Here is a 13,201-nt window from a genome sequence, read left to right on the forward strand (position 1 = left end):
CCCGCGGTGTACGGGTGGTCGGGGTCGCCGGCCACCTGGACGGCGACGCCGTCGGTGACGGTCACGAGCATCGCGCAGGTGTCCGGGCAGTCGTGCGGGCAGGCGCCGCGGACGACGGTGGTCTGCTGCGGCGTGGCGGTGCTGGGTTCCGGCGGCGCGAGCGTCACGGGGGCCTCCGAGGGAGCGGTCGGGGTGTCCTCCCCACCCTCGCCCGGCAGCCCCCTCCGGTCTTGGCTCAGCTGACCCGGACGTTGTCCCTGCGGGGACAGCCCCGCCGGACCCGGCTCAGCGGCCCTTGGCCGCCTGGTAGCGGTCGAGGGCGACCTGCCGCTCGTGCGCGTGGTCCACGATCGGCTCCGGGTACCCGTCGGGGACGCCGCCGGGCGCCGTCCAGGGCTCGTGGACGTGCTTGGCGTCCAGGTCGCGCAGCTCGGGCACCCAGCGCTTGACGTAGCCGCCGTCCGGGTCGAACTTCTTGCCCTGGGTCGTCGGGTTGAACACCCGGTAGTAGGGCGAGGCGTCGGTGCCGGTGCCGGCCACCCACTGCCAGCCGTGGTTGTTGCTGGCCAGGTCGCCGTCGACCAGGTGCTGCATGAAGTACCGGGCGCCGGTGGTCCACTCCTGGTGCAGGTCCTTGACCAGGAAGCTGCCCACGATCATCCGCAGCCGGTTGTGCATCCAGCCCTGGGCCAGCAGCTGGCGCATGCCGGCGTCCACGATCGGGAAGCCGGTGCGGCCCTGGGCCCAGGCCTCGAAGTCCTCCTCGGCGCCCTGCCCGGTGGAGTAGGTGATGCCCTGCAGCTCGGGGTTGTAGTACTCCCGGGCGGTCTCGGGCCGGTGCCAGAGCACGTCGGCGTAGAACTCCCGCCAGCACAGCTCGGAGACGTAGGTGTCCACGCCGGGGCCGGTCAGCCCGGACCGGGCGATGTCGTGCAGCAGGGTGCGCGGGTGCACGGTGCCCAGGTGCAGGTGCGCGGACATCCGGCTGGTGGCGTCCAGGTCAGGGCGGTCGCGCTGGCCGTCGTAGTCCACCAGGCGCTCGTCCCGGAACTCCCGCCAGCGCTTGCCGGCGGCGGTCTCGCCGGGCTCGAGCACCTCGGTGCCGCCGAGGTCGGGGGCCTCGGGCAGGTCCTCGGAGTCCGCGCGGGCCCAGCCGACCGAGCGCGGGCGGGGGGCCGGGTCGGGCCAGCCGTGGTCGAGCCAGCGGCGCTTGAACGGGGTGAAGACCTTCAGCGGGTCGCCGTCGTCCTTGGTGATCGTGCCCGGGGCGATGGCGTAGGCCGACCCGGTGCGGACCAGGTCGACGTCGCCCAGGGCCTTCTCCACCGCGGCGTCGCGGCGTCGTCCGTAGGGCCCGGTGTCCCCGGCGACGTGCACCGAGGCGGCGTCGACCTCCCGGGCCAGCGCGGGGACGACGTCCTGCGGCGTGCCGTGCCGGATCACCAGCCGGCCGTCGGTGGCCTCGTGCAGGTCGGCCAGGCAGCCGGCCAGGAAGTGCTTGCGCGGGTCACCGGAGACCTCCCACAGCGCCGGGTCGACGACGAACAGCGGCAGCACGTCGCCGGCGTCGCGCGCGGCCAGCAGCGCCGGGTTGTCGGCCAGGCGGAGGTCGCGGCGGAACCAGTGGATGGCGGTCGGCACACCCGACCGTAACGGAAAGGACACGCCTGCACCCCGCCACGAGCAAGCTCGCGACGGGCCCCTGCAGGCGGCCTGGGCGGGCTAGAGGCCGAAGTGGGGGCGCTCGTCCGGGGCGACCAGGTCGACGTCCTCGGGGTGCGTCTGCAGGTAGTGCCGCACGAAGGAGCAGTAGGGGAGCACGGTGAGGTGCCGCTCGCGGGCGGCGGCCAGGACGGCGGCGACCAGCACGGTGCCGATGCCCCGCCCGGCGACCGCGGGGGAGACCTCGGTGTGCGGGAGGGTCATGACGTCGCCCTCGACGTGGTAGCTGGCCATGCCGACGACCTGGCCGTCGACCATCACCTCGAAGCGCCCGCGCATGGGGGCGTCCTCGACGTGCACCTGCTGCGTGCTGCTCATGCTGCTGGTTCCACCTCCTGCCCGGCGTCGGTGCCGGGACCTGGTGCCGGGTGACCACCCGACTCCGGACAGACACGGTAACCGTTCCGCATCGGTTCCGCCTTGCCCTCTCCGACGATCTTCCCCGTCCGGGTGTTCCCGGCCCGCAGCGACGCGCCCGCTAACCTCGGGACCGCACCCGGGCCCCCGTAGCTCAGGGGATAGAGCATCGGTTTCCTAAACCGTGTGCCGCAGGTTCGAATCCTGCCGGGGGCACACCGTCGCCGTGAGGGACTCGTCTCCTCCGGTTTGCGCAGGTCACGGCGGAGGCATCCACCACTGGTGACTCGTTGTCTGGTGACAGGTTCCTCCGGCTACATCGGGTCCCGGCTCGTGGTGCAGCTCGACCGCGCCGGCCACGAGGTGGTGGCCACCGCCCGCGACGTCGCGAAGCTGGCCGACCTGGACTGGTCCGACGACGTGGCCGAGGTGGCGCTGGACGTCTCGGACGCCGGGTCCTGCCGGCAGGCGTTCGCCGAGGCGGGGGACGTGGAGGTCGCCTACTTCCTGGTGCACTCCATCGGCGAGGGCGACTTCGCCGCCCAGGACCTGGACAGCGCCCGGCAGTTCGCGTCGGCCGCCCGGGACGCCGGGGTGTCCCGGATCGTCTACCTGGGTGGGTTCGTGCCCCAGCAGGAGGAGCTCTCCGAGCACCTGGAGAGCCGCGCCGACGTCGGCGACGCCCTCGGGGAGGCCGGGGTCGAGCTGGTGTGGCTGCGCGCGGCGGTCGTGCTCGGCGGTGGGTCGACGTCCTACGAGCTGGTCCGGCACATCGCCGACCGGGTGCCGGTCATCCCCCTGCCGACCTGGATGCAGCACCCGGTGTCCCCGATCGCGGTCACCGACGTCCTGCACTACCTGGTCGCCGCCGCCGACCGCGACCTCCTCCCGGCGGGGGCCTACGAGGTCTCCAACGGCGAGCAGCCCACGTACGCCGACTTGATCAAGGCCTACGCCGCCGAGGCGGGGCTGCGCCGGCTGTGGGTGCCCTTCCCGCCGGTGCCGCCGAAGCTGGTCGCCACGATCGCGTCGTGGCTGACGCCGCTGCCGCACGAGCTCGCCGCGGACCTGATCATGAGCCTGCCCAACAGCATGGGGTCCACCGACCACCGCATCCGCGGCATCGTGCCCGACCCCGAGGGCGGGCTGGTCAGCTCCCGGGAGGCGCTGCGCCGCGCGCACCAGGGCAGCCGGACCGCCGGGGTGGGCAACAGCGCGGACCCCACCCACCGGGTGCGCTCGGACCCCGACTGGTCCGCCTGAACCCATGACCGACTGAGTCGAACACACGTTCGACGGCGTGCCATCATGGGCGCATGGCTGCTGCTGCCGACCGGGCCGGTGAACCGGCTCGCCACTGCTGGGTGGCCGGCATGCCCGGGCAGCTCCAGGACGTCTACCCCGCCGTCCTGCTGGCCTGGCGGCAGGACGCCGAGGGCCGGTGGTGGGGGCGGGTCACCTACTCGGTGCCCCGGGACCTCGGCCCGGCCGTGATCGACACCTGGGTGCAGGCCGGCTACCTCACGGGCCTGGACCCCGAACCCGCGCCGCCGGTGGTGAAGCCGCGGCGGTTCCCGGACTGACTCAGGCGGCCGCCCGGACCACGAACCGGTGCCCGCGGGCCTGCGCCCGGCGCGCGCACTGGTCCAGCGCCAACCGGGCGCCGGGCGGCCAGGAGTCCACCCGCGCGGCGTCGAGGACGACGTCCCCGCGGTGGACGGCGAGCCGGAGCTGGCGGAGCACCCGGGCGATCTCGGGGCCGTGCGACACGTTCTCCATGCCGACGAGTCTCGGGCGCAGGCGGCCCGCGCACATCGGCCGTGGGGCCCATCCGCCCTCCACCCAGGGGTGGAGAGCGGCCGCCGCGGGAGGTCCCCGGACCCGCCCTCGCCGCAGGAGCTGACACGTGGTGGTGGTGGTGCGTGCTGGTTGCGCGGTCACCGGTGCGCGGTTCCGGGCTGCGTCGTGATCGGGGGAGTCGAACCCCCCGGGCTGCCCCTCGCCCGCCATCGGTGGGCCGGATGACCCGCCGGCCCGTCGGGTTCGTGTCCACCCTCCTGCGGCTACCGACTCCCGCGGCGGCCGTGCTCAGTCCACCAGATCGTGGGTCCAGTTCGCCTGCTGGATCCGGACGTCGAGCTCGCGCAGCTGCCGGGCGACGTCGTCGGCCCGGCTCCGCAGCTCGCGCACCGGCAGGGACGTGAGCTGGCGCAGCTCGCTGCGCAGCTGCCGGAACCCGGTGCCGGCGGCGGCGTCGGCGGCCGACGTGAGCAGCGCGTGCCGCAGCCGGAGCACGTCCCGGGTGGCCAGGGCGTCGGTCATCGTGCCGTCGGCGCCCAGGTCGACCGCGGCGTTGGTCCGGTTGATCCGGCCGATCCACGACTCCAGCTCGTCGAGGGCCCGCTCGGCCTCCACCAGCAGCTCGGCGGAGCTCTCGGTGGGCTCCTCGCCCTCCTGGTACCGGGCGTTGGCGGTGATCCGGGCCCGCAGCTGGTCGACCCGGCGGCGGGCGTCGGTGCGCAGCGACAGCGCCTCGGCGATCTTCATGCCCGCACGGTACGAGCGCCTACCCCTGCAGGCGTAGTCCGGGCGGGGCAGGTGACGCCGCGCGGGCGACGCGGCCGGCGGTCGACCGCAGCAGGATCGTGGGCATGATCGAACTGCGCGGGCTGACCAAGCGGTACGGCGACCGCCTCGCCGTCGACGACGTGACGGTGACCGTCCAGCCGGGCGTGGTCACCGGCTTCCTGGGCCCCAACGGCGCCGGCAAGTCCACCACCATGCGGATGGTCCTGGGCCTGGACCGGCCCACCGCGGGCACCGCCCTGGTCAACGGCAAGCCCTACGCCGAGCACCGCGACCCGCTGCGCCAGGTCGGCGCGCTGCTGGAGGCCCGCGCGCTGCACCCGGGCCGCACCGCCCGGGCGCACCTGCAATCCCTGGCCGCCGCGGGCGGGTTGCCCCGGGAGCGGGTGGACACCGTGCTGGAGCTGTCCGGCCTCACGGGGGTCGCCGGGAAGCGGGTCGGCGGGTTCTCCCTGGGCATGGGCCAGCGTCTGGGCGTGGCCACCGCGCTGCTCGGCGACCCGGCCACCGTCGTCCTCGACGAGCCGGTGAACGGGCTGGACCCCGACGGCGTCCTGTGGATCCGCACCCTGGCCCGCCGGCTGGCCGCGGAGGGCCGCACCGTCTTCTTCTCCTCCCACCTGATGGCCGAGATGGCGGTGACCGCCGACCATCTGGTGGTCATGGGCCGCGGCCGGCTGGTCGCCGACGTGTCCACCGCGGAGTTCCTCCGCCGGGCCGGCGGGGACGGCGTCCGGGTGCGCAGCCCGCGGGCCGCCGAGCTCGCCGGGCTGCTGGCCGGGCCGGACGTCGCCGTCGAGTCCGCCGAGGCCGGCGTCCTGCTGGTCCGGGGTGTGCCGACCGAGGTGATCGGCGACCGGGCCGCGGCCGCCGGCATCGCCCTGCACGAGCTGACCGCCGTCCAGGCCTCCCTGGAGGAGGCGTTCATGGCGCTCACCGCCGACGACCGCGAGTACCGCACCGAGGAGCAGCCGGCATGACCACCACCCTGGAGCGCCCCCCGACCACCGCCGGACTGCTGCGCGGTGAGTGGATCAAGGCCCGCTCGCTGCGCTCCACCTGGTACGTGCTGGTGGGCTCGCTGGTCGGCATGGTGCTGCTCGGCCTGCTGTTCACCTCCACCGCCGACGACGGCGGACCCGGGGGCAACGGCGGCGGGCCGCCCGGCGTGGACTTCGCCCAGCCGCTCACCCTGGCGCTGGCCGGCTACAACCTGGCCCAGCTCGCCCTCGGCGTGCTCGGCGTCCTGCTGGTCACCGGCGAGTACACCTCCGGCACGATCCGCAGCACCTTCGCCGCGGCGCCGCGGCGCTGGCCGGTCGTCGTCGCCAAGGCCGCCGTGCTCGGCGGCCTCGTGCTGGTCACCTCCGCGGTCGCCGCGCTGGTCGCCTACGCGGTCGGCTCGGCCGTCACCGACGGCATGCCCGGGCTGGGGGAGGACGGCGTCCTGCGGGTCGTCCTGGGGACGGCGCTCTACCTGACCGCGATCACCCTGCTCGGCTCCGCGCTGGGCTGGCTGCTGCGCTCCACCGCCGGCGGGGTGGCCACGCTGTTCGGCCTGGTCTTCCTGCTGCCGATCCTGGGCAACCTGCTGCCGGCCGACTGGGGCCCCGACGTCGTGCGCTGGCTGCCCGGGTCGGCCGGGGGCAGCCTGCTGCGGCTGACCACCACCGCCGACCAGTTCGCGCCGTGGACCGGGTTCGCCGTGCTGGTCGGCTACGTGGTCGTGGGGCTGGCCGCGGCCGTGTGGCGGTTGCGGACCCGCGACGCGTGACGAGGACCATGGCCGGCATGACCCCGCGGGTTCGGCTCGTCGTCCCGGTCGTCGTGCTGGCCGTGGTCTCGCTGGGTCCGCTGCTGCGGTTCGGCGAGCTGGACCCCGCGGCGGTCGTGGTCTCGGTGCTGCTGGCCGGCACCGCGCTGGCCCGGTACCGGGCACCGCTGCCGGCGCTCGGGGTCGCCGCTCTGGTCCTCGGCGTCTGGTGGGTGGGCCACGGGCTGGACGCGCAGCGGCTGCTCCCGGCGGGCGTGGTGCTGCTGTGGCTGCTGGCCTCGGTGGCCGACCGCCGTCCGGTTCGCGAGGTGGTCGCCGCGGCCGTCGTCGTGGCGGCCCTGCCGGTGACCCTGGTCGTGCTCGCGCTGCTGGGCCGACCCGGCGGGGAGGCGGTGGTCCCGCTGAGCGCGCTGACCGTGCTCGCCGTGGTCGCCGGGCGGAACCGGCGCACCCGGCGGTCGCTGCTGCAGGCGCTGGAGGAGCGCGCGCTGCGCGCCGAGCGGGAGCGGGACGCCGGCGCCCGGGCCGCGGTCGCCGAGGAGCGCACCCGGATCGCCCGGGAGGTGCACGACGTCGTGGCGCACAACATCTCGGTGATGACCGCGCTGGCCGACGGCGCCGGCTACGCCATCGACACCGCCCCCGACCAGGCCCGCCGGGCGGTGGCCCAGATCGCGGGCACCGGCCGGGAGGCGATCGCCGAGATGCACCGGCTGCTGGGCGTGCTGCGCACCGACGGCGACCCGGCCGGCCCGGACGCCCCCGCGCCCGGGCTGGCCCAGCTCGACGCCCTGGTCGAGCAGGTCCGCGCCGCCGGCCTGGCGGTCACCCTCACCGTGTCCGGCACCCCGGCGCCGCTGCCCGCCACCGCGCAGCTCGCCGTCCACCGGCTGGTGCAGGAGGCGCTGACCAACACCCTCACCCACGCCGCCGGCGCCCGCGCCGCCCGGGTCGCTCTGGGCTGGTCGGCCGAGGAGCTGGTGGTCGAGGTGACCGACGACGGGCGCGGCGGCCGGCCGCGCGACCCCGACCGGCCGCCCGGGCACGGCCTGGTCGGCATGCGGGAGCGGTTCGGCGCCTGGGGCGGCACCGTCGAGACCGGACCCACCGACGGCGGCGGCTGGCGGGTGCGGGCTGCGCTGCCGGTCGCCGCGCAGGTGCCGGCATGACCACGGTGCTGCTGGTCGACGACGAACCCCTGGTCCGGGTGGGCTTCGGCATGGTGCTGGACAGCCAGCCCGACCTCGAGGTGGTCGGCCAGGCCGGTGACGGCGCCGCCGCGGTGTCCCTGGCCCGGCAGCTGCTCCCCGACGTCGTCCTCATGGACGTGCGGATGCCGGTGCTGGACGGGGTGGCGGCGACCGCGCAGATCGTGGCCGCCGGGCTGGCCAGCCGGGTGCTGGTGCTGACCACGTTCGACCTGGACGAGCACGCCTTCGCCGCGCTGCGGGCCGGGGCCAGCGGGTTCCTGCTGAAGAACACCGAGCCGGGCGACCTGCTGGCCGCGATCCGCACCGTGGCCGCCGGGGACGCCGTCGTCTCGCCCCGGATCACCCGCCGGCTGCTGGAGACCTTCGCCGGCCAGCTCCCCGACCCCGGCGCCCGGGACACCCGGCTGGACGCCCTGACCGACCGCGAGCGCGAGGTGCTGGTGCACGTCGCCGGCGGGCACTCGAACGCCGAGATCGCCGCGGACCTGGTGCTCTCCGAGCTCACCGTGAAGACCCACGTGGGCCGCATCCTGGGCAAGCTCGGCCTGCGCGACCGGACGCAGGCCGCGGTGCTGGCCTACGAGACGCGGTTGGTGCGCCCCGATCCCGGCAGGTGACCGGCGCGCGGGTCGGTTACGTTGCGGCGGACAGCGACCCGCAGCTCGACGGCGCCGCCTGCCGCGAGCACTGCCCGAGAGGGGTCCCGTGGCCCGCAGCGTGTACGTCGCCTCCGTGGAGGGTCACTCCGGCAAGTCCGTCGTGGCCCTCGGCCTGCTCGCCCTGCTCACCCGGGAGGTCGGCCGGGTCGGGGTGTTCCGCCCGATCGCCCGGGGCGCGACCGACCCGGTGCTGGACACCCTGCTGCGGCACACCACCGCGGAGGTCGACTTCGCCGAGGCGGTCGGGGTCACCTACGACGACGTGCACGCCGACGGCGACGCCGCCCTGGCCCGCATCGTCGAGCGGTACAAGGCCGTCGAGGCCCGCTGCGACGCCGTGGTCGTGGTCGGCTCGGACTTCACCGACGTCAGCTCGCCCACCGAGCTGTCCTTCAACGCCCGGATCGCGGCCAACCTGGGCACCCCGGTCGTGCTGGTGCTGGGCGGCCGCGACCCGGCCGGTGCCGAGCAGCTCGGCCAGGCGCCGGCCCGGCCCCCGGCCGCCCTGGCCGCGGTGGCCGAGCCGGCGCTGCGGGAGCTGGCCGACGAGCACGCCGGGGTGGTCGCGGTGGTGCTCAACCGCGCGGACCCGGAGCGGCTGGCCGAGGGCGTCGCCGCGGTGCAGGCGGTGACCGACCGGCCGGTCTGGGCGATCCCGGAGGAGCCGTTCCTGATCGCGCCGACCTTCCGGGCGGTCGCCGAGGCGGTGGACGGCGAGCTGGTGGCCGGGGACCCCGAGCTGATGGACCGCGAGGCGATGGGCGTCGTCGTCGCGGCGATGTCGATGGTCAACGTGCTGCCGCGGCTCACCGAGGGCGCGGTCGTCGTCGTCCCCGGGGACCGGCCCGACGTCGTCCTGGCCGTCATGACCGCGCACGCCGCGGGCACCTACCCCTCGCCGACCGGCATCCTGCTCAACGGCGGCATCGACCTGCCCGAGCCGGTGCTGCAGCTGATCGCCGGCCTGGGCTCGTCGCTGCCGATCGTCGCGACCCAGCTCGGCACCTTCGACACCACCGCCCGGGTCATCCACACCCGCGGCCTGATCGCCTCGGACTCCCCGCGCAAGACCGACACCTCGCTGGCGCTCTTCGAGGAAGCCGTGGACACCCGGCAGCTGCTGGACAGCCTGGACGTCGGCCCGTCGGCCGTCGTCACGCCGCTGATGTTCGAGCACCTGCTCACCGAGCGCGCCCGGGCGGCCGAGCAGCACGTCGTGCTGCCCGAGGGGGACGACGACCGGGTCCTGCGCGCGGCGGCCACCGTGCTGTCCCGGCGGGTGGCCCGGCTGACCATCCTGGGCGAGGAGGCCAAGGTGCGCGGCCGGGCGTCGGAGCTGGGCCTGGACATCGCCGCCGCCGAGGTGGTCAGCCCGTTCGACGAGGAGCTGCGCGGTCGGTTCGCCCGGGAGTACGCCGGGCTCCGGGCGCACCGGGGCATGACCGAGGAGCTGGCCTGGGACGTCGTCCCGGACGTGTCCTACTTCGGCACGATGATGGTGCAGCTGGGCCTGGTCGACGGCATGGTCTCCGGGGCCGCGCACACCACGGCGCACACCATCCGGCCGGCCTTCGAGATCATCCGCACCCGGCCCGGGGTCTCGGTGGTCTCCAGCGTCTTCCTCATGGCGCTGGCCGACCGGGTGCTGGTCTACGGCGACTGCGCGGTCAACCCGCTGCCCGACGCCGCGCAGCTGGCCGACATCGCGATCTCCTCGGCGGCCACCGCCGCCCGGTTCGGCATCGAGCCGCGGGTGGCCATGCTGTCCTACTCCACCGGGGACTCCGGCTCCGGCGCGGACGTCGACAAGGTGCGGGAGGCCACCCGGCTGGTCCACGAGCGCGCCCCGGAGCTGGTCGTCGACGGCCCGATGCAGTACGACGCCGCGGCCGACCCCGCCGTCGGGGCGTCGAAGATGCCGGGCTCGCCGGTCGCCGGCCGGGCCACCGTGTTCGTCTTCCCGGACCTCAACACCGGCAACAACACCTACAAGGCGGTGCAGCGCTCGGCCGGCGCGGTCGCCATGGGCCCGGTGCTGCAGGGGCTCAACAAGCCGGTCAACGACCTGTCCCGGGGAGCCACCGTGCGCGACATCGTCAACACCATCGCCCTCACCGCGGTGCAGGCGGCCGGCTCGTGACCACCGTGCTGGTGGTCAACAGCGGGTCCTCGTCGCTGAAGTACCAGCTGCTGGACGACGCCGAGCAGGTGCTGGCCTCGGGGTTGGTCGAGCGGATCGGCGGCGAGGGCACGATCACCCACCGCGGGCCCGGCGGGGAGGTGTCGGTCGCCGCGCCGGTGCCCGACCACGCCGGGGCGCTGGCGCTGATGGCGGCCACCTTCGCCGAGCACGGGCCGGTGCTGGCGCCCGACGTCGTCGGGCACCGGGTGGTGCACGGCGGCGAGCGGTTCAGCGCCCCGGTGCTGGTGGACGCCGAGGTCGAGGCCGCCGTCGAGGAGCTGTCCGTGCTCGCGCCGCTGCACAACCCGCCCGGGCTGCTGGGCATCCGGGCCGCCCGGGCCGCGTTCCCCGGCGTGCCGCAGGTCGCGGTGTTCGACACCGCCTTCCACGCCACCATGCCGCCGGAGGCCACCACCTACGCGATCGACGCGGAGCTGGCCGCCGAGCGCGGCATCCGGCGGTACGGCTTCCACGGGACCTCGCACGAGTACGTCTCACAGGCCGCGGCCGCGTTCCTGGGCGGCGCGGGCCGGTTCGTCGTGCTGCACCTGGGCAACGGCGCCTCGGCCTGCGCGGTCTCCGACGGGCGGTCGATCGCCACCTCGATGGGGCTGACCCCGCTGGAGGGCCTGGTCATGGGCACCCGCGGCGGGGACCTGGACCCCGGCGCCGTGCTGCACCTGCTGCGCACCGGGTCGACGGTCGAGGAGGTGGACACCCTGCTCAACCGCCGCAGCGGGCTGACCGGCCTGACCGGGAGCGGCGACCTGCGGGACGTGCTGGCCGCGGCCGGCGCCGGCGACGAGCGGGCCGAGCGGGCGCTGGGCGTCTACGCGCACCGGGTCCGCGGCTACGTCGGCGCCTACCTCGCGCACCTGGGCGGGCTGGACGCGCTGGTCTTCACCGCCGGGGTGGGGGAGAACAGCCCCGAGGTGCGGGCCCGCGTCTGCGCCGGGCTCGGGCACCTGGGCATCGAGCTGGACCCCGCGCGCAACGAGGCACGCGGTCGGGGTGTCCGCCGGATCAGCCCGGACGACACCCCCGTCGCCGTCCTGGTGGTCCCGACCGACGAGGAGCTGCAGATCGCCCGGCATGCCCTGCGCACGGTGGCCGCCGCGCGGTGACCGTCAGCGGATCGGCTGCTCGACCGGCTCGACCTCCTCCGTGCGGCGGACGTTCCTCCGGCCGGCGGCCCAGAACCCGACGGCGATCGCGACGAACACCGCCAGCGGGACCAGCTCGGTGAACAGGTAGACCCACTTCTCCGAGGCCGCCCAGCCGTCGAGGCGGTAGTCCGCGCCGAACCAGCCGTCGCCCAGGCCGGGGAACAGCAGCTGCACCGTGCAGAACGCGATCCAGGCCATCGACACGACGGTGAGCAGGCCCAGCGCCGGCGCCCGGTAGGGGAGCGGGTGGTCCGGTCGGGTGCGCCGGAGCTTCCACGCGGCCGGGAAGATGCCCAGGTAGGAGATCAGCGTGGTCGAGATGGCCAGGCTGAGCGCGACGCCGAAGAACTTGGCGATGTCGCCGCCGGTGATCTCGGTGACCCCGACGAACACCACGCTGCTGATCACCCCGGACAGGACGTTCACCCGGGTCGGGGTGCCGAAGCGGGCGGAGAACCGGCCCAGCCAGCGCGGCCCGGCGCCGTCGTAGCAGGACACGGCCAGGGTGCGGTCCGAGCCCATGATCCAGGTGAGCCCGCTGGTGAAGGCCACCAGCGCGACCAGGGCGCCCAGCACCCAGCCGACCGCGGTGGAGAAGGGCGTCAGGGTGGCGGTGACCGTGCCGTCGGCCGCGGTGACCACCTCGCCGCCGAACACCGTCAGCGCCTGCCGGATCGCCTCCGGGAACCCGGCCAGCCCGCTGGCCTGCTCGGTCGGCAGCACCAGGAGGATGCCCAGCACGGGGACGGCGTACAGCAGCCCGGTGGCCACCACCGACTTGGCGATCCCGGCCGGGACGTCCTTCGCGGCGTCGCTCATCTCCTCCCCGGCGGCGCTGGGCAGCTCGAACCCGACCAGGCTGAACAGCACCAGCGGGACCAGGGCGACGAAGCCGGCGAAGGTGGGGGCGTAGTCGCCCAGGCTCGGCCCGTGGAAGCCGTGGTCGAACCCGTAGGCGATGACCAGCACGCTGAACAGGCCCAGCAGCAGGAACCGGGCCAGCGCCCCGATCGTGGCCACCCACTTGCCGACCCGGAAGGAGAGGACGGCGAACAGCACGCCGGCCCAGATGAACACCGCGGCGAAGACGTAGGTCGTCGCCGTCGAGTACTCGGCGCCGTCGTTGAAGAACACGATCAGCCCGCCGAGCGCGGTGCCGACCAGCGTGCCGCCCATCCACACCGGGTTGGTCACCCAGTAGAAGAAGTTGTTGACCGCGCCGGCGAGGTGGCCGAACGCCATCCGGACCCAGACGTAGGGGCCGCCCTCGTCGGTGTACGCGGCGCCGAGCTCGGCCAGCACCATCGCCGAGGGGACGGCGAACAGCAGCACGCAGACCACCAGCCAGGTGAAGCCCTGCCCGCCCTCGGTGGCCAGGGTGCCGAGGCCGTCGATCCCGACCAGGGTGCAGACCAGGAAGAAGAAGACGTCGGCCCGGCCGAAGTGCTTCTGCAGCTTGGACTTCTCCGCCGCCGCGTCCGCCGTGGTGGTGTCGGGTACCGGTGCCGTGCTGGTCGCCATGGGAGGTCCTCGTCTGCGCGGTC

13 protein-coding genes, 1 tRNA gene and 1 pseudogene are annotated in these 13,201 nt (G+C 75.0%); 9 read left to right on the top strand and 6 right to left on the bottom strand.

The features are described from left to right. Positions 1-14: 14 nt before the first annotated feature. The 3 genes and pseudogenes from UXQ13_RS01395 to UXQ13_RS01405 form a co-directional block, all read right to left on the bottom strand. A pseudogene (locus UXQ13_RS01395) lies at positions 15-71 on the bottom strand (hypothetical protein); the annotation flags it as partial. A 214-nt stretch (positions 72-285) separates the two neighbouring features. Beyond that, the gene (locus UXQ13_RS01400; protein ID WP_225234538.1) at positions 286-1,641 is read right to left on the bottom strand and encodes a cryptochrome/photolyase family protein; all 1,356 of its coding nucleotides are present in this window, start codon (positions 1,639-1,641) and stop codon (positions 286-288) included. Positions 1,642-1,722: 81 nt separating this feature from the next. After that, positions 1,723-2,040 (bottom strand): GNAT family N-acetyltransferase, encoded by a 318-nt coding sequence (locus UXQ13_RS01405; protein WP_225234539.1) that lies wholly within the window; start codon positions 2,038-2,040, stop codon positions 1,723-1,725. A 182-nt stretch (positions 2,041-2,222) separates the two neighbouring features. On the opposite strand from UXQ13_RS01405, the gene UXQ13_RS01410 reads away from it, so the two are divergent. The 3 genes from UXQ13_RS01410 (at position 2,223) to UXQ13_RS01420 (ending at position 3,662) form a co-directional block, all read left to right on the top strand. After that, positions 2,223-2,295, top strand: a tRNA-Arg gene (locus UXQ13_RS01410). 81 nt (positions 2,296-2,376) lie between these two features. Then, entirely contained in the window at positions 2,377-3,342 is a 966-nt protein-coding gene (locus UXQ13_RS01415; RefSeq protein WP_225234540.1) for an NAD(P)H-binding protein, read from the top strand. A gap of 53 nt (positions 3,343-3,395) precedes the next feature. After that, entirely contained in the window at positions 3,396-3,662 is a 267-nt protein-coding gene (locus tag UXQ13_RS01420; protein WP_225234541.1) for a hypothetical protein, read from the top strand. 1 nt (position 3,663) lies between these two features. Here UXQ13_RS01420 and UXQ13_RS01425 read toward each other — a convergent pair whose 3' ends face one another. Continuing rightward, a complete protein-coding gene (locus tag UXQ13_RS01425) occupies positions 3,664-3,858 on the bottom strand; it encodes a hypothetical protein (protein WP_225234542.1) in 195 nt (64 codons plus the stop codon). 309 nt (positions 3,859-4,167) lie between these two features. Next, on the bottom strand, positions 4,168-4,626 hold the full coding sequence (locus UXQ13_RS01430) for a DIP1984 family protein (protein WP_225234543.1): 459 nt from the start codon (positions 4,624-4,626) through the stop codon (positions 4,168-4,170). 104 nt (positions 4,627-4,730) lie between these two features. Here UXQ13_RS01430 and UXQ13_RS01435 point away from each other — a divergent pair, with 104 nt between their 5' ends. The 6 genes from UXQ13_RS01435 to UXQ13_RS01460 all read left to right on the top strand — a co-directional run bounded on the left by UXQ13_RS01435 (position 4,731) and on the right by UXQ13_RS01460 (position 11,615). Next, a complete protein-coding gene (locus UXQ13_RS01435; RefSeq protein WP_225234544.1) occupies positions 4,731-5,645 on the top strand; it encodes an ATP-binding cassette domain-containing protein in 915 nt (304 codons plus the stop codon). Further along, positions 5,642-6,439, top strand: coding sequence for an ABC transporter permease subunit (locus UXQ13_RS01440; protein ID WP_225234545.1), 798 nt, complete (start codon positions 5,642-5,644; stop codon positions 6,437-6,439). The genes UXQ13_RS01435 and UXQ13_RS01440 overlap by 4 nt, the downstream gene beginning before the upstream one ends. 17 nt (positions 6,440-6,456) lie before the next feature. Beyond that, the gene (locus tag UXQ13_RS01445) at positions 6,457-7,608 is read left to right on the top strand and encodes a sensor histidine kinase (RefSeq protein ID WP_336391678.1); all 1,152 of its coding nucleotides are present in this window, start codon (positions 6,457-6,459) and stop codon (positions 7,606-7,608) included. After that, positions 7,605-8,267 (top strand): response regulator, encoded by a 663-nt coding sequence (locus UXQ13_RS01450; RefSeq protein WP_225234546.1) that lies wholly within the window; start codon positions 7,605-7,607, stop codon positions 8,265-8,267. Before UXQ13_RS01445 ends, UXQ13_RS01450 begins: the two co-directional genes overlap by 4 nt. 88 nt (positions 8,268-8,355) lie before the next feature. Further along, entirely contained in the window at positions 8,356-10,449 is a 2,094-nt protein-coding gene (gene pta / locus UXQ13_RS01455) for a phosphate acetyltransferase (protein WP_225234547.1), read from the top strand. Then, on the top strand, positions 10,446-11,615 hold the full coding sequence (locus UXQ13_RS01460) for an acetate/propionate family kinase (RefSeq protein ID WP_225234548.1): 1,170 nt from the start codon (positions 10,446-10,448) through the stop codon (positions 11,613-11,615). The genes pta and UXQ13_RS01460 overlap by 4 nt, the downstream gene beginning before the upstream one ends. 3 nt (positions 11,616-11,618) lie before the next feature. On the opposite strand, the gene UXQ13_RS01465 is transcribed toward UXQ13_RS01460, so the two are convergent. Then, positions 11,619-13,178, bottom strand: a complete 1,560-nt coding sequence (locus UXQ13_RS01465) for an APC family permease (protein ID WP_225234549.1) — start codon at positions 13,176-13,178, stop codon at positions 11,619-11,621. Positions 13,179-13,201 lie beyond the last annotated feature (23 nt).

It is taken from the genome of Klenkia terrae, from assembly GCF_037083865.1.
In the GTDB taxonomy this organism is placed as follows: Bacteria; Actinomycetota; Actinomycetes; order Mycobacteriales; family Geodermatophilaceae; genus Klenkia; species Klenkia terrae.